At 44.8% G+C, this 19,765-nt stretch carries 17 protein-coding genes; 5 read left to right on the top strand and 12 right to left on the bottom strand.

The window, feature by feature from the left end:
- Positions 1-2: 2 nt before the first annotated feature.
- From G6R11_RS05340 to G6R11_RS05330, 3 genes are all read right to left on the bottom strand, one after another.
- Positions 3-566 (bottom strand): hypothetical protein, encoded by a 564-nt coding sequence (locus tag G6R11_RS05340; protein ID WP_163132058.1) that lies wholly within the window; start codon positions 564-566, stop codon positions 3-5.
- 243 nt (positions 567-809) lie between these two features.
- Positions 810-1,670 carry a hypothetical protein gene (locus tag G6R11_RS05335; RefSeq protein WP_163132057.1) on the bottom strand — a complete coding sequence of 287 codons (861 nt, stop codon included), beginning with the start codon at positions 1,668-1,670 and terminating at the stop codon, positions 810-812.
- 252 nt (positions 1,671-1,922) lie between these two features.
- The gene (locus G6R11_RS05330; protein ID WP_163132056.1) at positions 1,923-2,870 is read right to left on the bottom strand and encodes a LysR family transcriptional regulator; all 948 of its coding nucleotides are present in this window, start codon (positions 2,868-2,870) and stop codon (positions 1,923-1,925) included.
- Positions 2,871-3,564: 694 nt separating this feature from the next.
- Between G6R11_RS05330 and G6R11_RS05325 the strand changes: the two genes are divergently transcribed.
- Positions 3,565-5,352 (top strand): bifunctional diguanylate cyclase/phosphodiesterase, encoded by a 1,788-nt coding sequence (locus G6R11_RS05325; RefSeq protein ID WP_163132055.1) that lies wholly within the window; start codon positions 3,565-3,567, stop codon positions 5,350-5,352.
- Here the strand turns inward: G6R11_RS05325 and G6R11_RS05320 are convergent.
- From G6R11_RS05320 to G6R11_RS05310, 3 genes are all read right to left on the bottom strand, one after another.
- Positions 5,349-7,655 (bottom strand): FdhF/YdeP family oxidoreductase, encoded by a 2,307-nt coding sequence (locus G6R11_RS05320; protein WP_163132054.1) that lies wholly within the window; start codon positions 7,653-7,655, stop codon positions 5,349-5,351. The two genes, G6R11_RS05325 and G6R11_RS05320, sit on opposite strands and share 4 nt — an antisense overlap.
- The gene (locus G6R11_RS05315; RefSeq protein WP_163132053.1) at positions 7,645-8,586 is read right to left on the bottom strand and encodes a formate dehydrogenase accessory sulfurtransferase FdhD; all 942 of its coding nucleotides are present in this window, start codon (positions 8,584-8,586) and stop codon (positions 7,645-7,647) included. The genes G6R11_RS05320 and G6R11_RS05315 overlap by 11 nt, the downstream gene beginning before the upstream one ends.
- Before the next feature lie 114 nt (positions 8,587-8,700).
- The gene (locus G6R11_RS05310; protein ID WP_163132052.1) at positions 8,701-9,066 is read right to left on the bottom strand and encodes a 5-carboxymethyl-2-hydroxymuconate Delta-isomerase; all 366 of its coding nucleotides are present in this window, start codon (positions 9,064-9,066) and stop codon (positions 8,701-8,703) included.
- Between the two features lie 192 nt (positions 9,067-9,258).
- On the opposite strand from G6R11_RS05310, the gene G6R11_RS05305 reads away from it, so the two are divergent.
- Positions 9,259-10,212 carry a response regulator gene (locus G6R11_RS05305; protein ID WP_163132051.1) on the top strand — a complete coding sequence of 318 codons (954 nt, stop codon included), beginning with the start codon at positions 9,259-9,261 and terminating at the stop codon, positions 10,210-10,212.
- A gap of 110 nt (positions 10,213-10,322) precedes the next feature.
- Here the strand turns inward: G6R11_RS05305 and G6R11_RS05300 are convergent, their stop codons facing one another.
- Positions 10,323-10,976 carry a DUF642 domain-containing protein gene (locus G6R11_RS05300; RefSeq protein ID WP_163132050.1) on the bottom strand — a complete coding sequence of 218 codons (654 nt, stop codon included), beginning with the start codon at positions 10,974-10,976 and terminating at the stop codon, positions 10,323-10,325.
- Positions 10,977-11,270: 294 nt separating this feature from the next.
- Between G6R11_RS05300 and G6R11_RS05295 the strand changes: the two genes are divergently transcribed.
- Positions 11,271-12,542, top strand: coding sequence for an ABC1 kinase family protein (locus G6R11_RS05295; protein ID WP_370525641.1), 1,272 nt, complete (start codon positions 11,271-11,273; stop codon positions 12,540-12,542).
- 203 nt (positions 12,543-12,745) lie between these two features.
- Here the strand turns inward: G6R11_RS05295 and G6R11_RS05290 are convergent, their stop codons facing one another.
- Together G6R11_RS05290 and G6R11_RS05285 are read right to left on the bottom strand one after the other, a co-directional pair.
- The gene (locus tag G6R11_RS05290) at positions 12,746-13,672 is read right to left on the bottom strand and encodes an endonuclease/exonuclease/phosphatase family protein (RefSeq protein WP_163132049.1); all 927 of its coding nucleotides are present in this window, start codon (positions 13,670-13,672) and stop codon (positions 12,746-12,748) included.
- Between the two features lie 325 nt (positions 13,673-13,997).
- Positions 13,998-14,435 (bottom strand): DUF4399 domain-containing protein, encoded by a 438-nt coding sequence (locus G6R11_RS05285; RefSeq protein WP_163132048.1) that lies wholly within the window; start codon positions 14,433-14,435, stop codon positions 13,998-14,000.
- A 251-nt stretch (positions 14,436-14,686) separates the two neighbouring features.
- Between G6R11_RS05285 and G6R11_RS05280 the strand changes: the two genes are divergently transcribed.
- The gene (locus G6R11_RS05280; RefSeq protein ID WP_152780180.1) at positions 14,687-14,962 is read left to right on the top strand and encodes a DUF3634 family protein; all 276 of its coding nucleotides are present in this window, start codon (positions 14,687-14,689) and stop codon (positions 14,960-14,962) included.
- A 45-nt stretch (positions 14,963-15,007) separates the two neighbouring features.
- Here G6R11_RS05280 and G6R11_RS05275 read toward each other — a convergent pair whose 3' ends face one another.
- From G6R11_RS05275 to G6R11_RS05265, 3 genes are all read right to left on the bottom strand, one after another.
- On the bottom strand, positions 15,008-15,508 hold the full coding sequence (locus G6R11_RS05275) for a carbohydrate binding domain-containing protein (RefSeq protein WP_163132047.1): 501 nt from the start codon (positions 15,506-15,508) through the stop codon (positions 15,008-15,010).
- Between the two features lie 284 nt (positions 15,509-15,792).
- Complete coding sequence (locus G6R11_RS05270; RefSeq protein WP_163132046.1) at positions 15,793-16,533, bottom strand: ABC transporter substrate-binding protein; 741 nt, start codon at positions 16,531-16,533, stop codon at positions 15,793-15,795.
- 144 nt (positions 16,534-16,677) lie between these two features.
- Positions 16,678-17,913: an ABC transporter substrate-binding protein gene (locus G6R11_RS05265; RefSeq protein WP_163132045.1), complete on the bottom strand. Its 1,236-nt coding sequence runs from the start codon at positions 17,911-17,913 to the stop codon at positions 16,678-16,680.
- A gap of 190 nt (positions 17,914-18,103) precedes the next feature.
- On the opposite strand from G6R11_RS05265, the gene G6R11_RS05260 reads away from it, so the two are divergent.
- Positions 18,104-19,327 (top strand): DEAD/DEAH box helicase, encoded by a 1,224-nt coding sequence (locus G6R11_RS05260; RefSeq protein WP_163132044.1) that lies wholly within the window; start codon positions 18,104-18,106, stop codon positions 19,325-19,327.
- Positions 19,328-19,765: the final 438 nt, after the last annotated feature.

The raw sequence follows: 19,765 nt of genomic DNA, 5'->3' as shown, positions 1-19,765 counted from the left end.
TTCTAACCATGGCTCACCATAGCTGGGGTATCGTGGTATTCAGCACGTTCCCTAGCTTGAGCAATACAGGCTACATTGTCTACTGGGCGAATCACTTCTATATGTTGCGAATCAAATCCCATTAAACAATGCGCGCGAGCAAACACCGCTTCCATTAACTCTGCTTCAGCTTGATTGGTGGTGCTAAGCAATAGCATCATATCTTGCTTATTAGCGATTACCGTAGTGGTTAGCACATCCAATAAACAGCTTGGAATAGCACAGCTGTACTCATCAAGAATGGCTTTGCTGCTGCCGTGGCTAATGTTGATTGTGCTTGGCTTGTCTGCACTAGCTTGGCACTGTTTTAAGTGGATCTCACAGGCCATTTCTTGGCAGCTTTGGTTTAATTTACGGTAAGTTCCACCAAATTCTTCTACCAAGACAGACAGCGCTTCAAAGAATTGAGCCGCATCAGCAGTATTATTGCCTAGCAGTTTTTGCTCAATAAATGTCGCAAGGGGAGCGTCTATAAATAGGTTGTCTTTGTGTTGGTAACCTTGACCGCTTTGTTGTGTTGTATTCATGGTCAAATTCCTTCTGGTGGTATTTTGTTATTGTTTTATTGGCTAAGTCGTTCGTTTAACTAAGCCTCAACTTCAAGATAGCGCGCCACCAAAATAAAATGAAATTGTAGTTTTCAATACAAACTATAGATTTTATGAATAGTAGTAGTTTGAACCCTCTGACTTCCTGTATTGAGAAGGTTTAGCTCAAAGAGGAAATGAACAGTGAAAGGTTTACTTGCTGACTGATTGTTACTTCATCATTTACAGGCTAGGCAGCACTGGTAGCACATTTGCTAGCTGCTGCTGAGACAAGGTATGCATGGTAAACCACTGCCAATCATTACCAATACAGCTAAATCTGCCAATGCCTACATCACCGTTGGTAGTCCATTGTTGCCATCCGGCTTGTTTATCAAGCCAATAGTCTGAACCAACACTCATCAAGTATTGAGCTTGATCGCGATTATCGGGACCACTGGGATCCGCTAATACCAAACGGGCTGCAACCACAGAAATAACGCCGGCAATACGCGACTCACTGATGGCTTTTCGCCCGCTAGTTTTGGGCCAAAAATGAAAGTTATAGTCCGCGGTTACAGTAACCGAACTACCTAACTCCTCTTTTCGTAAGTCAGCGATTTTGTTTTCATCATCAACAAAGTCTTCACGGTAATAATGACCATCAATATCGCTAGAAGACTGCAGCACATACCAAAGGCTATCTTCGCTATCTAGTACATAGCTTGTTAGATGCGCAATTTGAATTCGAACATTATCAACAGGTTCACTGCCCGCAGCCAAATAAGCCTGCCCCCAACTTAAAAAAGCGCTAAATTCACCTGGGTAGTTTCCATAGCCAATGCGAGGAACGTGTGACCAATCATACGAGCTAGGCACCCCACTGGGTAACATTTGATGCGGTAGGCTCATGTCGTCACTTAAACGTTGAGCTAAGGCAGGCTGCAGCAAAACAGCCGCTTGAGACTCCACTTCCAAATCTGATGAAGTGGCTTGGTTTACATGTTGCGAAGAATTACAGGCTAACAAGCATGAGCTCAAAACAACTACGCCAAGCGTATACTTTGAAGCTAAAACTTTGAGCCATTGTGTCAAGGTGCGCATAATCTTATCTCACTGCTTAAGTCATAGGTTTAGGCTACGAACTAACAAAGAAAACAAGGCATAAGCATTTGAATATATGCGATAAGCAAGCATGCCTTCCTTTACTTAAGCTGTTTAACTTGCCACAGCTAGACAAGCGATGATGAGAGCTAGTTCATAAGCTTAAGTAAACTGGCGAATACTAGCCAAAGGTCTGACAGCAACCCAACAATATCGCTAAAAAACAGTAGCGCTTAGTAATTATCGTAATGACTAGCGATCTAATACCGTGGTAGAAAATTCGGTCAGCGAGCGACGCAACCATTGGTGGGCTTTAGAGTGCTGTAACAGTGGGCTCCAAATCATTTTGGTCTCAATAGGTACAATTTGAAATGGCACCCTAACAATGCGCAAGTTGGGGCTATCTTTATAAAGCATGGCTTGTCGGCGTGGTAAGGTTGCCACTAGCTGAGGCTGAGCCACCAATAAACCGGCCAGCGCATAATGGCGAGTATACACCCGAATATTACGAACTTGCTCTAGCTGAGCCAAAGCCTCATCTACCCATCCCAGCTTTTGGCTAGCAGCTTGATTGCCAATACTGGTTTCTGCGCCCCAGCCAGCTCGGTTTAACCAAACATGCTCTGCTGCTAAATAGCTAGGTAAATCTAAGTGTTCTACATAAGGATGGTCTTTATGTACCAAGCAGCAAAAGTTATCGCGCCAAATGCTTGATTGATGAAAGGTTTTAGGCAAGCTAGTAAAACGATTAATGGCTAAATCTATCTGGCCCTTTTCCATATCGCCTAAACGAATATCGCCGGGTGCATAAATATCAAAGTTAATTTTTGGCGCACTTCTAAGCACACTCTGAATAAAAGGCGCCAACAAGGTTGCTTCTATGTAGTCGTTACACATTATTCGAAACGTAACGCTGCTTTGTGCTGGTGAGAAATCTTTGTCTGGCTGAGTGATCTTCTCCGCCATACTCAATAAGCTAACGATTTCTGGCTTTAACTTTGTAGCTTTTTCGGTGGGCGTCATGCCCTCTGCGGTGCGCACTAGCAAAGGATCATCAAACAGCTCTCTAAGGCGTTTAAGTGCGTTGCTCATAGTAGGTTGCGTTAGCGCCAACTTGCTAGCGGCTCTAGAAACATTGCGCTCTTCTAGCAACACATTTAAGTAAACCAATAGGTTTAAATCGACCTTTCTAATATTCACAAAAACTATGAACCTCAAAAAAACTATTCCTTAGTTCAATGTATGTAGCGAGTAACGCAGAGTAAAGCGCCAATTCAACAAAGCGTGACTAAGTCTTCAAGACGCCAATCACTAATGCTCCCATGCCAAGGGCTATTTGGCCTACGTTGACTAAATCGACTAGCCAACACTATGTTTTTTTGTTCACTAACAGGCCACTTATTGACTTTAAGCTTTTAGCGAATGTGATGAAAATTTGGGATTTTACAGATCAATAAGCAGTGTGCTTCAGGTAAGCTAGCCGCGCTTTTAAGCGCGACCGATTAGACAAACCCTTTAAAACGTAAGCTAGCTCTATGTTTTGCAAACAAAATCCATTGGTGTACTGGTAGATTCTAGAGATCCTTGGCTATGCTTTTATAGCAAGCAACTAACTCTTCTGATTTTGCTGCAGTAATAAGCACCAGCGTAAGTTGTTAGCGCTCACCCAAAGGCAAAGATACCGCCAATCGAGCTGGTACATTCAACGAGGCTTAAACGAGAAACTCTTATCAACAATAATGAATTAGAACAGTGCAATGAAAGAGATAGAGCCAACCTCTTATACGACAATGCGTTTTCTGGCATTGTAATCTCAATCATCGCATCCAGTTTTTTAGTTTTTGCCTTCAACATTAGTGGCACTCAGCAGTTTAAGCACGCCTGGTGGGTAGTAATGACGAGTTTATTACTAATTAGATTGCTTGATTGGCGAGTATGGAAACACCGTGAACAAGCTACAGCATTCAACGGAAAAAACGCCACTCGGCGCTTCATACTAGGCGCTAACATTACCGCGGTAATGTGGTCGATTTACATTCTCAAAGTGATTTCTAATCCGCTGAGTGGGGATATCGATTTAAGCACCCACATCATCATTATTTCTGCCATGGCTGGCGGCTCTGCCACTGTGCTAGCTGGGCACAAGTACACCGCCATGGCTTACGCCTTTATTTTACTCGCGCCTCCCTCAGTGGGCTTAATGTTCTCAGGTATTTACGAGCGCCAAATGCTCGGAATATTGGGGGTATTATTTGGCATAGTGATGGTGGTGATAGCTAAAAAAAATGCCGAGTTCACGGCCCAAGCGGTGTTACTAAAAAATCAAAATGCGGTGCTGGTTCACCACATGGAAGAAAAAGTAGAGCAACGAACTCATACTATTTATGAGCTGTCGAACCTAGACCCTCTCACTGGTTTGTTTAACCGCACGGCGTTTTTACAACACTTAAAGCTTCGTTTGCTTGAAGCCAAACAACATCAACGGTCATTAGCGGTATTGTTTATCGATCTAGATGGCTTTAAAAAGATTAACGATGCTATTGGTCATGACACTGGTGACCAAGTGCTAAACAATACTGCGCAACGCCTTAAACATCTTTGCCAAAACCATCAACTGTTATGCCGCTGGGGTGGCGATGAGTTTTTGCTTGCTATAGAAGATTGCGATGAATCACTAGCGAAAGACCGCTCCAATGAAATTATTCAAGCTTTATCAGCAGCTTACACCTTTGCTAATAATCGTCTTTCGGTTGGCGCCACGGTAGGCATCGCGCTTTATCCGCAACATTCAGAAAATGAACATAGCTTAATACGCCTTGCCGACACCGCCATGTACGCGCAGAAAAAGCGAGCGCCATCTACCGTTGGCGTATTCTCCGATCAACTAGAAAAACAGATTCATCGTGAATTGCTATTAAAAGATGGCCTAAGCCAGGCTATAGATAAACATCAGCTGAGTTTAGTGTACCAACCGATTATTGATGCTAATGATTGCCAGGTAGTCTCCTTTGAGGCTTTGCTGCGCTGGCGTTTGAACGATGAAATGATCCCGCCCGATGAGTTCATTAGCATTGCTGAGCAATATGGTCTGATCCGAAGAATTGGCCAATGGGTATTGGAGCAAGCCTGCCAAACAGCCAGCACTTGGGCGCAGCGCCACACCATTGCTATTTGCGTTAACGTATCGGTGGCTCAGTTAGAAGATGATGACTTTGTAGAGATAGTTTCTACCGCATTGCAAAACAGTCAGCTAGCACCAGAGCTACTGCATATTGAAATGACAGAGTCGGTATTTACCAGCGACATTGGTTTATTGGCCGAACAAATTAAAGCCCTACAAGACATAGGAGTGAAGGTATCGATTGATGATTTTGGTACCGGCTATTCCTCGTTATCTATCATGCAAGATTTAGCGGTGAATGTGGTAAAAATTGACCGCTCTTTTGTGCAGCGTATCGATACTAACGGCTACGCCATTATTACCGCGGTAATGCATATGGCTAGAGCCTTAAACTACTCGGTAGTAGCCGAAGGCATAGAAACCCAAAAACAAATGCAAATCCTACGCAGCCTTGGAGTGGATTACCTGCAAGGCTACTACTTTGCTAAACCCTTAGCCATCGAACAAGTAGAGCAACTAATTAGCTCAGAACAAGCCCCTAAGCTAATAGCCGAGTCTTAAGTTTGCGCTGTCTCAATTCGCTCTTGGCTAGATGCACTCAACACAATTGCGACCGACTTAGAGGTGGGCGTATCACTAAAATCCCCCTTGCTGGCTAGCGGCACTAGAGGGTTTGCCTCAGGAAAAAAAGCAGCCGCATTGCCTTGAGGGATCTCATAAGCAATTAACTTAAAGCCACTAACTTTGCGCTCTACGTTATCTGGCCACAGCGTCTCTATATCCACCAATGCCCCTTCTTCAAAACCTAGAGCTTGAATGTCTTTTGGATTGATAAGCAGGATTTTTCGTTCGTTAACGATGCCCCGGTAGCGGTCTTCAAAACCATAGATGGTAGTGTTGTATTGATCGTGGGAACGCAAAGTTTGCAGCACTAATACTCGGTCGTCACTTAACGCCCGTACTTCGGCAGGCAATACATCTTCGGGTAAGGGGTGGCTAATAAATTGAGCTTTGGCAGTGGCAGTATTCCACTCTCGTCGTCGAGCACTATTGCCTAGATAAAATCCACCAGGCTGTTGAATACGTTGATTAAAATGCTCAAAGCCGGGAATAGTCTGTTCAATATAATCTCGAATATTAGCGTAATCCTGCACGCAGGCTAGCCAGTCTATGGGCGAAGTGCCTAATACCGCATTAGCCATACCAGCAATAATCGCCGGCTCAGAGCGCATGTTATCGGCGCTTTCATCCACTAAACCGGCGGAGGCATGCACCATAGAGAAAGAATCTTCTACAGTGACCTGCTGAGGACCAGCTGCTTGTATATCGACATCGGTTCTTCCAAGGCAGGGCAGAATAAGCGAGTATTTGCCCGGTGTAACATGAGTGCGATTAAGTTTGGTAGCGATGCTTACGGTAAGCTCACAATTAGCCAAAGCTTGCTCACTTAAGCGAGTGTCGGGGGCAGCCGCGACTAAGTTTCCGCCCAAACCAATAAACACCTTACTTTGGCCCTTTAACATTGCCTCAATGGCCTGCACAACGTTATGGCCAGGTTTACTTGGTGGAGCAAAGCCAAATACGTCTTCAATACTTTTCAAAAATGCTGCACTGGGCTTTTCGTTAATGCCCATGGTACGGTCACCTTGTACATTGGAGTGGCCACGCACTGGGCAAACCCCTGCCCCCTCCTTACCAATTTGGCCAAACAATAATTGCAGATTGGTAATTTCATTAATGGTGGCCACCGAGTGCTTATGCTGAGTAATGCCCATCGCCCAGGCAATAATCACCCGCTCCGACTGCTGATAAATATCGGCAACACTTTCTAACTGCGCTTTGCTCAGCCCTGATTGCTGCTCAATGTGCTGCCAAGTGGTTTGCTCAACGTCTATTAAATAGGCTTCTAGGCCTTGCGAATGCTGCTCGATAAAAGCTTGATCAAATACGCTATCACCATGGCGTAAGGCCTGCTGATGACGGGCTAGTAGTATTTTCACAATGCCACGCACCGCTGCCATATCTCCACCGAGTTTAGGCGTAAAATAATGGCTAGTTGTTGGGCTAGCAGCGCCGCCCAGCATTTCTACTGGCTTTTGTGGGTTCGCAAAGCGCTCTAAACCGCGTTCTTTAAGGTTATTAAATGCCAACACCTTGGCGCCACGCTGAGTCGCGTGAGCCAAAGTTTCTAACATTCGAGGGTGATTAGTACCAGGGTTTTGCCCAAACAAAAAAATAGCGTCGGCCAGCTCAAAATCTTCGATGGTGACTGTGCCCTTACCGATGCCAATACTGGCCGTTAGCGCGTGGCCACTCGCTTCATGGCACATGTTGGAGCAATCTGGGAAATTGTTGGTGCCGTAACGACGCACAAACAGTTGATACAAAAATGCCGCTTCGTTGCTGGCTCGCCCAGATGTATAAAACTCGGCCTGATCGGGGCTAGCTAATTGGTGCAGCTGTTCGGCAATCAACTTAAAAGCATCATCCCAAGAGATGGCTTGATAATGATCGCTACCCGGCTTAAACACCACCGGCTCAGCTAAGCGCCCTTGGTATTCTAAAAAATAATCGCTTTGCTTGGCCAACCACTGCACCGAGTGCTGAGCAAAAAAGCTGGCGTCAACTCGCTTCGAAGAAGCTTCCCAGTTAACTGCTTTAGCGCCATTTTCACAAAAGCGAAAAGTGGCTTTGTGCCCCTTTTCACCCCAAGCGCAACCGGGACAATCAAAGCCGTGATCTTGATTGGTATTGAGCAAATTTTTCAGGTTTTTAGCGACGTTTTCGCTTTTTAGCAAATGCTTAGCAGTGCTCGCTAAGGCAGCCCAGCCACCTGCTGCACCTTGATAGGGTTTATGACTCATACAAGCTTCCACCTTCTTTACTTATTCGCCACGGGGCATGATAAACGTTAAATTGACTATTTTTAGTAAAGCCAATGAGGGTGATATTAAATTGTTTCGCTACCGATAAAGCCAAGCTAGACGGCGCACCAACAGCCACTACTACTGGCAGTTTAGCCACCAGCGCTTTTTGCATTAATTCAAAACTCACGCGGCCACTTAATACCAACACACTTCGCGCCAGCTGCTTTGGTGCTAACAATAACTGGCCTAGCACTTTATCTAGGGCGTTATGTCGGCCAATATCTTCGGCAATACTCAAGTATTGGCCATTTGCCCAAACCCCAGCGCCGTGCACCGCGCCGCTTTGTTTAAACAGGGCTTGTTGTTCTTGGAGCAAACTAGGTAATTGATATATAAGGGACTCCGCCAGCCAGCCTTCGCGAATATCTAGCTCGGCGGGTTGGCGTAATGCCAAGGCTTTAAGCGAACTTGCACCACACAAACCGCAGCTTGAATAGCTAGCAAAATTGCGCTCTAGCGCGGCCCAATCAAACTGGACATGCCGAGCCAGCTCTAGCTCTAAGTGGTTGTAATCATAAGGTTGCTTGGTGGTTGCGCCTTGAGCGAATCGAATATCCTGCACATCACTAAGTGACTCAATAATATTTTGGCTTTGCAGAAAACCTAAGGCTAAGGCCACATCATCACCGGGGGTGCGCATGGTAAGGCTAAGTGGACGTTGCTGATATTGCTGGCGACGCTGACAAAACCATTGCAAACTAAGCTGCAATGGTTCTTCTATGGCTAAACAGTCTTGCTGAATCTGATGCGCGTGATTGGCATTAGCAGAAAAGCGTTGAATGCCAGTGATATAGCTAGCCTTAGCACTAGTAGCATTCTCTCGTGCTAAGGCTAATTCAAGGTTTGAATGTTGTTTAGGCTTTAGCATTTCGCTCCTACTATAAAAGTAACAACTCACAGCCAATGCTGCCGAATATTCAGCCTAATCAAAAGCCTGGCGCAAGGCCAGAACTTTGCTTGCAGATGTTCTAAGCTGTGATGTTTATACCGCCTCGCTCAAGGTATTTAAGCTGGCGCGATTAGCATAGGCTTGCACCGCGATATCACGCACCTCAACCGAGATCATTTCAACCCTTGGTAATAGCTCACATACTGCGCGAGCAATATCGTTAGCTAAGGCTTTCTTTTGTAACTCACTACGGCCACTTAATATCTGCACTTCGGTATGCACATAAGGCGCTCGCTTCCCACCTACCCGATAATGGTTGGCTAAGACTAAACGGGCCTTTACATCCCCCGCAGAAAACAGCCCACTGGCGTCGGCCGCATCGTGCACCGCTTCCACCAATACATCAAAATTTACTATGCGGGCTAAATCAGCCGGACATTCAATTACGCAGTGTGGCATGGAGATTCCTTAATCTGTGTTGTATTCCATTAACTCAATCCTCGCCATTACGGGTCAGGGATCGCACATTTGATCAGTTTGCTTGAATCGCTATAGCTTCTTGCCTAGAGTGGTTTCGCGCTATCAAAGATATGACAAATACTCTAGGAAGAGTAAACCAAATTCAGCTTGAGTCTATTTAAAAGGAAAATTATGACAGTAGAAACCATTCATAAAATAATTCTTCATCCTTTCATCCAAGAATCTTTACAGAGCCTTAAGCTAATGACCGGTCTAGACGGCCGTGCTGATGAACCATTTATTGATAAAGTGGAAGACTTTCGCTTTAAAGGTTATGCCGTTTGTTCTGATATGCAAGGCCAGCTAGATGGCGTGATATTGATGCACCACTATCAGGAAACAGCTGTAGCCATTGGCCAAGCGGTGCAACAATCTTTAGTGGGAGAAGCGAGTAGCAGCGATACCCTAGATGAAGATCTAGTAGCGGCTCTTGAAGAATGGGGCAACACCATTGTGGGTCGGGCTACTCATATTCTGCAAAAACACAATTTAGGGTTTGAATTTGCTAGCCCGCATGTGGCTCTCGATTTAGCCGACATGAGCCGCTATTTAGAAGGCGTACAACAAATTGTAACAGTACCGGTACATGTAGAAGGTGTAGGCCGTTACTATTTTAATCTGCTAGTTCGCAAACTTAACCAGCAAAACGATTACCAAGAAGCGGTGTTTAACTCAGACGCCTGCATTGTTGCTCCGCCCACTAGTGGAGAAACCTTGGCTAAAGATGCACTGATCATGACGGTGGATGACAGCCCTTTAATTCGCAAGGCCATGAAACGTATTCTTGCCGGCATAGGCTACAACAATGTTATCGAAGCCGATGACGGCGATAGCGCTGTAGCAGCATTAACAGAACATAAACCAGAGTTTGTGTTTATGGATGTGGTAATGAACCGCTTAAATGGTGATAAGGCGCTAAGCCAAATGCGCCAGTTTGATAAGCAAACGCCTATTGTGATGCTCTCTTCGGTCACCGATAGCAATGTGGTTGATGCCTGCCAAGCGCAAGGCATTCAAGGATTTATTTTCAAACCACTAAATGCCGCAACCGGTGGCGAACTATTGCAAGCCTACTTAAAGCGTTAGTAATCTAATGATGTGAAAAAGGGGAGGCATTAGCCTCCCCTTTTTCACATCATTAGATTGCTCAACGCCAAGCTTCACCGCAAGACAAGGCACTCGCCAAACCTAGATTATTACTCTTTTGGTTTTCTAGTAATAATAAGCAAGGCCAGTGCAAAAATGAGCAATACAATCGTCACGGGTTCTGATACCGAAAAAACCGCCGCACTAAAGCCACTCACAGGAATCGCTTCTACGTAAACATTGTCGATTAGGTTACCCAACGAACCATTTATCATTGAATCGAAACGAAGTCTGGATAATGAGTCTGTCGCTACAAAGTCACCGGAAAAGCTTTGCCAAGTAGATTTATCATGGTCATCGATAAGCTGTTCGAACACCTGATTACCACTGCTGTCTTGGATACTCACGGTAAATGCCTCTGCTTTGTTGGTGCGGGCACGGTAGGCCAAACCAAAGCGATATTGTGCGCCCGGCTCGGTGACAAAATCTTGATAGATGTGGTAGTTACCGGCTTGGCAAGCCTTAGCTCCTTTCCCAGAACAGTGGGCGTTTAGCTCAATAAACTGTTGCCCATGAGCAGCTTCTAAGTTAAATAAGTGATCCCAGATTTCGATGTTATGGCCTTGCCAGCCCTCGACATCATTACTGGAAAAATAGCCCCATCCGCCATAGCGAACATCATTTTGTTCAAAACTGCCGTTGCTGATAATTCCGGCTTGGCTTATCAAAGGTAAGCAACATATCAACATCAATAACGTTCTCATAAAGCCTCTCTTGCAAATTGCTAATAACACGATTTAACTAAGTTAAAGCAATCAGTATTCCAACTCACCAAAACAAAATTAAGTCTTTGAATATATGGAATATTATTCCTATTGCATTGATATGCATTATGAGAAAAGGGTTAAGCTGCGGGATGCGACTAAAACCAAAATGTAGATCCTTAACGGTGTTTTCAGCGTAAGCTTAATTACCAATAGCAGGTCTTGGGATAACTCCTCATTAGCAACTCAGACAGAAACAAAGCCTCTAAAGTACCAAGCTCTCGGCTAGCCCGATTGACCAAGCTGGGCTCTCTAGCGTCTCGCGTAGCAGGTGGCATGCTGGCAGAAGGTGCGGCTCAGCTCGCGGCGGGTAAACGGCCAAAACTAAATGAAGTTTTGCTAACCCCTAATAACGTTAAACGGGTCGCCGACCAATTAGCTAAACTTCGTGGCGCCGCCATGAAAGTCGGTCAGCTAATGTCGATGGACGCCGGAGACATGTTACCCAAAGAGGTCAGCGAGTTATTGGCTCGTTTACGCGCTGACGCTGATCCCATGCCAATCGGCCAGCTTAGCCAAGTACTGCTCAATGAATGGGGCGACAACTGGCAGCAGCAATTTCAGCAGTTTTCTTTGCAACCCATTGCAGCCGCTTCCATTGGCCAGGTGCACAGTGCCTATCTCGACAAACAGCAACGAGTAGCGATTAAAATTCAGTACCCCGGTGTGAAAGGTAGTATCGACAGCGACGTGGACAATGTAGTTAGCTTACTGAACATTAGCGGAGTATTGCCTAAGCAATTTGACTATCAACACATCCTCCAAGATGCCAAGCTACAACTTCACCAAGAAGCTGATTACTTGCAAGAAGCAGAGTACCTTCGCCAATATCAAACTAAGTTAGCCAAGCATAATGAGTTTGAAATACCCGAGTTATTTAGCCACCTAAGCACCAGCAACATTCTGACCATGAGCCATCATGAAGGTGAAGCCATCGATCAACTGCAACAGCAGCCTCAAGCGCTGCGCGACGAGGTGATGCATAAGCTGTTTAGTTTGTTGATGATGGAGTTATTTGAGTTTGGCTTAATGCAAACCGATCCCAATTTTGCTAACTACCTTTACTCGGCGCAATCAAACAAAATTGTACTGCTAGACTTTGGCGCTACGCGGCAAATTCCTCAACAAATTAGCCAAGCGTATCGCCAGCTTCTGAGTCGCGCTTTGGCTGAGCCATTTACTCTCGATTTAGCAGCGCTTGAACAATTAGGCTTTGTAAAACCCGACAGTACCGAGCGGCAAATTGTCACACTGCACAGTATGTTAGCGTTGGTGATACAACCGCTAAAACACTCTGGTACCTATGACTTTGCATCTTCCCCCTTAGCTAAAGAGTTGCGTGAAGCAGGCATGGCGCTTAGTTATGAGCATGACTACTGGCACACCCCACCGATTGATGTATTGCTGATTCACCGAAAAATAGGCGGAATGTACTTGTTGGCCAGCCGACTAAAAGCCAAGGTAAACTTACAGCAGCTGTTCGAGCCTTATCGACTAGCGCATTAAGCCCACGTATTAAGCCCACGCTTTAAGCTCAACCATCACAGCCGCATGGTCATGCTCAGAGTCTTGACTATACACTTAGCAACAGCCCCCTCTCATTACTGTATTGCTGATTCTTGGTAAACCTGGCGGGAGTACTTATGGCCAGCCGACTGAAGGCCATAAGTACACTTACAGCAGCTGTTCGAACCTTATCGACTAGAGCATTAAGCCCACGCTTTAAGTTCAATCATCACAGCTGCATGATCGCTGGCTTGACTATCTATTGCATAATCGGCATGAGTGAGGTGGCGGTCGAAACAGTGGTAAGCCACCACTTCGGCCATTTGCTGCTGATAATCGTTTGAGAACTCACCTGACAACAAAATGTAATCGAGAACACTGCCCTGCCCGCCCCAATAATGAGTAGCTGCACGCTGCTGATTAGTTTGGCTCAGTGCAAAGCTGTCATGCATCCGCCAAGCTTGTTCAACCTCATCGTGCTGGGCTAAAGGAAGATCAAATATATGACTCAGCGCGCCTTGGGATATATCGTCATTAAAATCTCCCATCACCATAACCGCTTCAAGTGTATGTTTGCGGCAACTCAAAATATCCTGCATCAATAAACTGACTTCTTTCGCTCGCAAAGTATCAGATTGCCAACGCCCCATGTATTCATCAATGTCACTAGGCTCGCCTACTAGATCTTCATCCAACATAGGCCGTTTGGATTTAAGGTGCACCACATAGGTTTTAATCCAACCAATTTCTGGCAACTTGACTTTTGCCACTAAGGGCGCGCGACTAAAGATGTCTAAATGGGCTGGATTATATAGAGCTCCACTGCGCAGTGGATATTTACTAGCTAGCGCTAAACCGGGCTTACGATATACATAACTAGATTCGTCCAAGCTACTGGGAGTGGACAGAAAATAAGGGTAGCCAAGGCTTTTACATTGCTCGGCTAGCGCCTCGGCACTAAACACTTCTTGAAACGCCATCACATCGGCATCGGCTAAGCTGATTAAGCTGCTTAACCAAGTTTGCTTTTGCTGCCATTGCTGCGAATCCAAAATATTATCAAATTCGTAAGCCGCATACGGGGGAGCTAAGTAATTGAGTAAGTTTAAACTGAGAATTTTAATGCTCACTCCTGAGGGTCTGCTGACCTTTCACTGTTAAATGTTGTTCGAGAGAAAATCGTTAAGGCGCGGCAAGGAGTATGCAGCTTAGTTATTCTAAGCAAATACTCCTTCACAAAGCGTAAAACTCTGTGAGCCTAACCCCTAGGGCAGCCTTTGTGACTCATTTCTACTGCCTTATCGGCTTCTCATGCTGGCTAGCTGCACATTAAAGCCTCTGCCATGTGTAGATAAGCCAAAAACTGCTGCAAAAATCAGCTTAAAAGAGCAGCACAACCTAGCTAAGCCCCTGTTTTATTTAGCACTGTGCTTGAATAATTAAACAGTAACAAGCTTATTTCACGGTAATGGTAATTTTCTCAGACATTATTGGCGGCGAGTGAGGAATGTGGGTCATGTCGCCTAGCAATAATTGTAAGGTATGTTCACCCGGTGCCAACTCGATACTGGTTTCGGTTTGCCCGCCACCAAAGTGTAAGTGTTGTTCATCGGCAGGCACTGGCATATCAAGGGCAGGAAGTTCAGCCACATCAATCAGCAAATGATGATGACCGGTTTTGGCGTTATCGGTTCCTGCAGGCGCAACGCCCATTCCTTTCAAGCCAAAACTAACGGTAAACGGACTGCTCACCACAGCGCCATCTGCCGGTGAAATAATATAAACACTAGCGCCTTCTGGAGCCTTTGTTTGCGCCCAAGAAAGCGGAGCAAAAAGTACAGCGGCGAGCAAAGCGAACCAAATAGATGACTTAGCAGGTATAAAATTATCCATATTCATTAGCCTAAGTTTTTAACAAGAGAGCTTTAAAGGTAGTAACGATGCACTTACTAAGCAATTTGGCTACGCGGTGAACTTGAATGAGTCAGAGCAAGCCTTTTTCTTGAAGCGCTATCGTGCTCACGTTTTGTAAACGTAGCAAGTTACAGTTTTGCTCACTGAGTTAAGCCAAATAGCAAATAAGCACGTATTATTTTATGATTAAGAATCTAACTAGACGGGTTAGTTAGCCGCAGTAGGTGAAGATGTTAAAAGCAATAAGTGCACAATTTGTAATTAAAGTAGATGGAATTCGAGTAGAAGTAAGCAAAGGCCAGGTGCCAGAGTATTTTATTCGAGAGATTAAGCTAGTACAGCGCAGTGCCCAAGCCATTAAAGGCAAAATCTACGGTATGCGCCGAGGTCGTCAAATAAACCTAGAGTGCTCAAAAGACATCCCCGAGCACATCTTACAGCGCTTGCGTAATGTTTGGCGCCCTAACCCAACACCGAGTAACGATGGTAGCTTAAAGCGCCGCTAAGCGACGCGTGTGAACAAATAAGGCTGTTAAAAACAGTCGAACCGACTAATCACGCTTGCGCTTTACTCGAAAGCGGTCAAAACGTCCTTTGCCGCCATCTTCATAAGCCCCAAATATGATTACCTTGTCGCCAATTCCGCTGTTGAAATCAACTTCTATAATTTCCCAATCACCGTGGTAATCATCGTTAGCATAAGTTTGAATGGAGAACTCTTGAAACTTGTTAATTAGCTTTTGTTCTTCGGTGGCTTCTGTTGTTACCGTTGCACCTATTTTCCCCGAACCTTTTAGAAATACAGCCAAGGTATAATTGGTGTTAGGTTTTACTTGTACTTCTTGCTCAAAACGACCGCCTTCACCGGTAGTTTTTGCCGATGATTCATCATCGCGTCCTTCTCCAGAAATGGCCGCTGAACCGGATTTTTTCCAGCCATACCAACCCTGCTCAAAATCAGGGTTAATCACAATGACTTTGGCCACAGCGGCTTGACTCATAACCAGTGAGCATACACACCCGCAGAGTACCGACAACACTCGTTTTAACATGTTCAATTTCCTTATTTTTTGTTTACCGTACCGTCTTATATCAATAGCAAACTGCCGCCTGTTATTTGTATCCCTAGGCCGCAAAATAAGTAATCTTATAACACAAATAAATCAGGTTAGATCTATTCCAATCTTTGTTGGATTAATCCCTGCATTGGCCTTCCCATACCAACATTTGTAATACCAAACTACTTATTGATGATTTTCTCTAGAATTGTTGTTTAAAAACAGAGAGAAGCGGTAATTTTGTGAGCCAGCTCATGCACTTATTACAGAGCAAGACATCAGTTGGTCATTACAGGAACCGGGATCTGTTGAGAGTGATAGTAGTTTTCTATTGTTGCGCTTAGCTTTCCAGAGTGTTGCAGATAGTTAAGCAAGTGCTCTAGCTTTGCTCGCTTAGGGTACAAACTTGATTGACGGGAGATGCCTATATAAACCTTGCTATCGTAAGGCACTTCAAACTTGGCAATTTTAAATTTTCCAGCCCACGTGGTGGAATTCAAGGCTTTGTGGCGTCCAGTTTCGCCCGCTAAGCATACATCTACCCGCTTTCGCTCGAGCATATTCAAGCATTCACTTTGATTGTTTAACTTCACTTTATAAAGTTTAGGATCTTGATCGAAACGCTCGAAGTGTTTGGCACCAAGCTTAACGCCCACCCGCATTGGGTAGAGATCTGAATACTGATTCAAGCTTCTTAATTCGCTTTTACGCATAACGAAATAATGCCGAGCAGTGTTTAAGTACGCAGGTTCTAGGAAGTAAATATCTTGTTCGCGCTGTTTGGTTTTTATTAAACCCGCGGTTATGTCCACCTGGCCCGTCTGCAAACTGCGCAAACGCCTGGCAAAGGGTAAGTAACAGTTAATACTTTCTACCCGCGCTTCTTTAACCAATAGGTTCATCACATCGTGACTTAACAAATGCTGCTTTGTCGAATAGGCTACGCGCCAAGTCGATCTTGACTCTGCCGTTGCGGTATTTAGCAATAAGCAAAGCGCTAGCAATAAAACGACTCTCATTAGCAAAAAATCCCTTTTAACTACTATTAAGCCTATGATTCCTTTGAGGCTTTCTCAAAAAGTCGCCAACAGGCTACAGCAACACAAAGTCAAAATTAAAGCACTCAAAGATAAAAATCCAAGAAGAAACGCGGAAAGATTTGTTTACGGAGCAGTCGTTTTGAGGCTTGAAGAGGGCTTAAATGCAAACTGCCTAGCTTGCTCTAAATCACGCTTTAAGCGCGCGATATCCGCATCCTCTAAAAACTGAGTAAATGCTTTTACCGCAACTCGCTCAAATGCAGGAATGGTATCGCGATCAAAGTACTGCGACACCGCGATGGATTCTTTTAACATGCTAGCCCCCTCTACCACCAAGCTATTGCCACTCACTTCAGATAGGGTAGAAGCTGGAATATACCCTAGCCCCTCGGCTAGCTGGGCTTGTACCTCGGGCCTTGCCATGAATTTTACAAACACTTCTGCCTGAGCGACTTTCTTAGTGCGCTGAGCAATCATAAATACATCGGTAGGGGCCACTTCGTAGGTTGGTAAGTCATACAACACGGGGAATGGCATAAAACCAATATCGTCTTCCAGTTTGGCTGGCCACTTGGTGGCAACAAAATTGCCTAACAACAAAAACGCTACTCGCTCTCGATAAAAAATAGGCAGTATTTCATCCCAAGCGTAATCATGGTGATCGGCATTAAAGAAACCCTGCTTAATCAATGAGGCCCACTGCTCGTATACTTGGCTTAATCGAGGATCATAAAAAGACACCTCACCACGCAATACTTGTTGATGAAAACTTAAATCATTAATTCTAAGGTTGAGATGGTCAAACCAAGCCGCGGCCGGCCAATAGTTTTTGGTGCCAATTCCTATGGGCGTAATGCCAGCTTGCTTAAGCTTCTCACACTGACGAACAAAGTCTTCCCAAAATCGCTGTGGCCCACCGTGTTTTTCTATTAGCGATTTACGGTAAAAAATTCCCCAGTGATAATAGGCAAAAGGTAAAGCGTAAACCTGCCCATTTTCACTGACTCCGCTTTGTAAGCGGGCAAAACTTTGGCTAAGTTTTAGCTCATCCCATATATGGTTAATTGGCCTCACTAACCCTTGACGAGAAAACTGAAATAAACGCTCTGAAGCTTGCCAATGCAGTACATCTGGGGAGTGCTCTCCCCCTTGCAACCAATCTTCTATCTCTATCTTATAATCTTCGTCATTGCGAATAATCGATTGAATGTGGATGCCAGTCTCTTGAGTAAAGGCCTCGAACACATGATGAAAGCTATCACGCTGCTTTGGCGTTAATAGTAAAGACACTCTAAGCGGCTCGGCCACACAACTTAAGCTTAAAGAGATAACCAACAAGACCAGCCACTTGAGCAACATAAGGATCCTTCACTATTCGTTTGCTAACCCTCTGGCTAGATGTAGTTAAAGTGTAGTCTCAATTGGCAACATTCGCGTTAACTCAGCTAGGGCTTTAAATGACAAAAAAGCCAATTAAAACAAAAGACAGTAGCAATGGATACGATTAGGTATACTGAGTTCAGCCACTATCAGCTTGTTAGCCAACACCATGAAATTTAGCCAACTGCAACTCAACTCTCATCTACTCAGTAATCTTGCCGCTTTGGGCTACCAGCAAGCTAGCGAGATTCAACAGCAAGCCATTCCTCTAGCATTGGCTGGCCACGATTTAATGGCCTGTGCACAAACAGGTACTGGCAAAACCGCTGCGTTTTGCTTACCCATTTTGCAAAACATTAGCCAGCAAGAGGGGGCTAAACACATCCAAGCGCTGATTATTACCCCCACCCGTGAACTGGCTCAGCAAGTTCACCAAAACCTAGAAAGCTACGCCAAAGGCAGTGGGCTTAACTTTGCCTTAGTGTATGGAGGGGTGAACATAAACAAACAACAGCTAGCACTTAAGCAGCCTTGCAATATAGTGGTGGCTACGCCGGGTCGAATGTTAGATCACTTAACTCGCGGTTCTTGTGACTTAAAGCACTTACAGTATTTGGTGTTAGACGAAGCCGATCGCATGCTGGACCTTGGTTTTAAAGATGAATTAAGCGCCTTGCTAAAGCACTTACCGCAACGGCGCCAAACCATACTGTTCTCGGCGACCTTAGATGCCAGTATCTATCGCTTTGCTAAACCTTGGTTAAACCAAGCCAAACAACTTGAAGTTGCTAAAGCCAATAGCAAGGCAGTAACAATTGAAGAGCGCGTTTACAATGTTGACCAAGATAAAAAAGCCGCCTTGCTTTGCCAAATCATTAAGCAAGCCCAGTGGCAACAAGCTCTGGTATTTTGTCGCACCAAACAAGGTGTCGATAAACTGGTAAAACAGCTAACTCAACAAGGGATTAATGCTTCGGCTCTGCACGGTGATTTAAGTCAAAGCGCACGCGAGCAAAGCTTAGCAAGCTTTAAAACAGCAGAGACAAAGCTGCTGGTTGCCACCGATGTAGCGGCTCGCGGCATTGATGTGAGCAAACTGGCCTGCGTTATTAATCTAGAGCTGCCCTACAAAAGCGAAGACTATACTCATCGCATTGGCCGCACCGGGCGCGCCGGAGAAAGTGGTATTGCCATCACTTTATTGAGTGTTGACGACGAACACTTACTGCACGACTTAGAAGCCCAGCTAGATCGCCGATTACCTCAGCAATGGTATCCTGGCTTTGAGCCCGACTTAAGCCAACCCGCACCTTCTAACAAACGCAATTCTCGTTCAGCCCAAAAGAAGAAGGCACGGAAAAGGGCTTTGGGTGCTAATAGCAAGAAACGCTGATTTAAACCTATTTTGGGTAGTTTTTAGCTCTTCGCCAATTGTCTTTATCCGCTCGGCTAAAAACTTGCCTACATGAGACATTTTATTTTTGTGTATGACTCTAAGCTATTACCGCTGACCATTTTGATCTCTTTAAATCTTCAACTAGACCGGGCAACTTTGTGGCAAAGCACCTTGTAATTGCTTTAATTGCTTAGCCATAAGGTAGGCTACTTGTTAGAGCTGAAGTAAGCGCTTTTGGCACTATGGCTAGTGCATCAGTAGCTCGTGTATTTGCCAGACAAAACATCAATAAACCTAGGTTCTAACGATAATTTACTAAGCCAAATGCCTGAGTACTAAATAATAATATGTTCTTAAGTATTCAAATCTTAATATTTTTGACAGTTTAATTAATTACATCTAGGTGTTTGTTTCTTTTACACTTTCTGACTCAAA

This window comes from Agarivorans sp. Alg241-V36 (assembly GCF_900537085.1).
Classification (GTDB): domain Bacteria; phylum Pseudomonadota; class Gammaproteobacteria; order Enterobacterales; family Celerinatantimonadaceae; genus Agarivorans.
This window is presented reverse-complemented; position numbering and strand designations above follow the sequence as displayed.

Bases quoted from the DNA above. Each gene is read 5' to 3' on its own strand.
- G6R11_RS05340 (WP_163132058.1), bottom strand. From the start codon at position 566: ATGAATACAACACAACAAAGCGGTCAAGGTTACCAACACAAAGACAAC.
- G6R11_RS05335 (WP_163132057.1), bottom strand. From the start codon at position 1,670: ATGCGCACCTTGACACAATGGCTCAAAGTTTTAGCTTCAAAGTATACG.
- G6R11_RS05325 (WP_163132055.1), top strand. From the start codon at position 3,565: ATGACGAGTTTATTACTAATTAGATTGCTTGATTGGCGAGTATGGAAA.
- G6R11_RS05320 (WP_163132054.1), bottom strand. From the start codon at position 7,655: ATGAGTCATAAACCCTATCAAGGTGCAGCAGGTGGCTGGGCTGCCTTA.
- G6R11_RS05315 (WP_163132053.1), bottom strand. From the start codon at position 8,586: ATGCTAAAGCCTAAACAACATTCAAACCTTGAATTAGCCTTAGCACGA.
- G6R11_RS05310 (WP_163132052.1), bottom strand. From the start codon at position 9,066: ATGCCACACTGCGTAATTGAATGTCCGGCTGATTTAGCCCGCATAGTA.
- G6R11_RS05305 (WP_163132051.1), top strand. From the start codon at position 9,259: ATGACAGTAGAAACCATTCATAAAATAATTCTTCATCCTTTCATCCAA.
- G6R11_RS05300 (WP_163132050.1), bottom strand. From the start codon at position 10,976: ATGAGAACGTTATTGATGTTGATATGTTGCTTACCTTTGATAAGCCAA.
- G6R11_RS05285 (WP_163132048.1), bottom strand. From the start codon at position 14,435: ATGGATAATTTTATACCTGCTAAGTCATCTATTTGGTTCGCTTTGCTC.
- G6R11_RS05280 (WP_152780180.1), top strand. From the start codon at position 14,687: ATGTTAAAAGCAATAAGTGCACAATTTGTAATTAAAGTAGATGGAATT.
- G6R11_RS05275 (WP_163132047.1), bottom strand. From the start codon at position 15,508: ATGTTAAAACGAGTGTTGTCGGTACTCTGCGGGTGTGTATGCTCACTG.
- G6R11_RS05270 (WP_163132046.1), bottom strand. From the start codon at position 16,533: ATGAGAGTCGTTTTATTGCTAGCGCTTTGCTTATTGCTAAATACCGCA.
- G6R11_RS05265 (WP_163132045.1), bottom strand. From the start codon at position 17,913: ATGTTGCTCAAGTGGCTGGTCTTGTTGGTTATCTCTTTAAGCTTAAGT.
- G6R11_RS05260 (WP_163132044.1), top strand. From the start codon at position 18,104: ATGAAATTTAGCCAACTGCAACTCAACTCTCATCTACTCAGTAATCTT.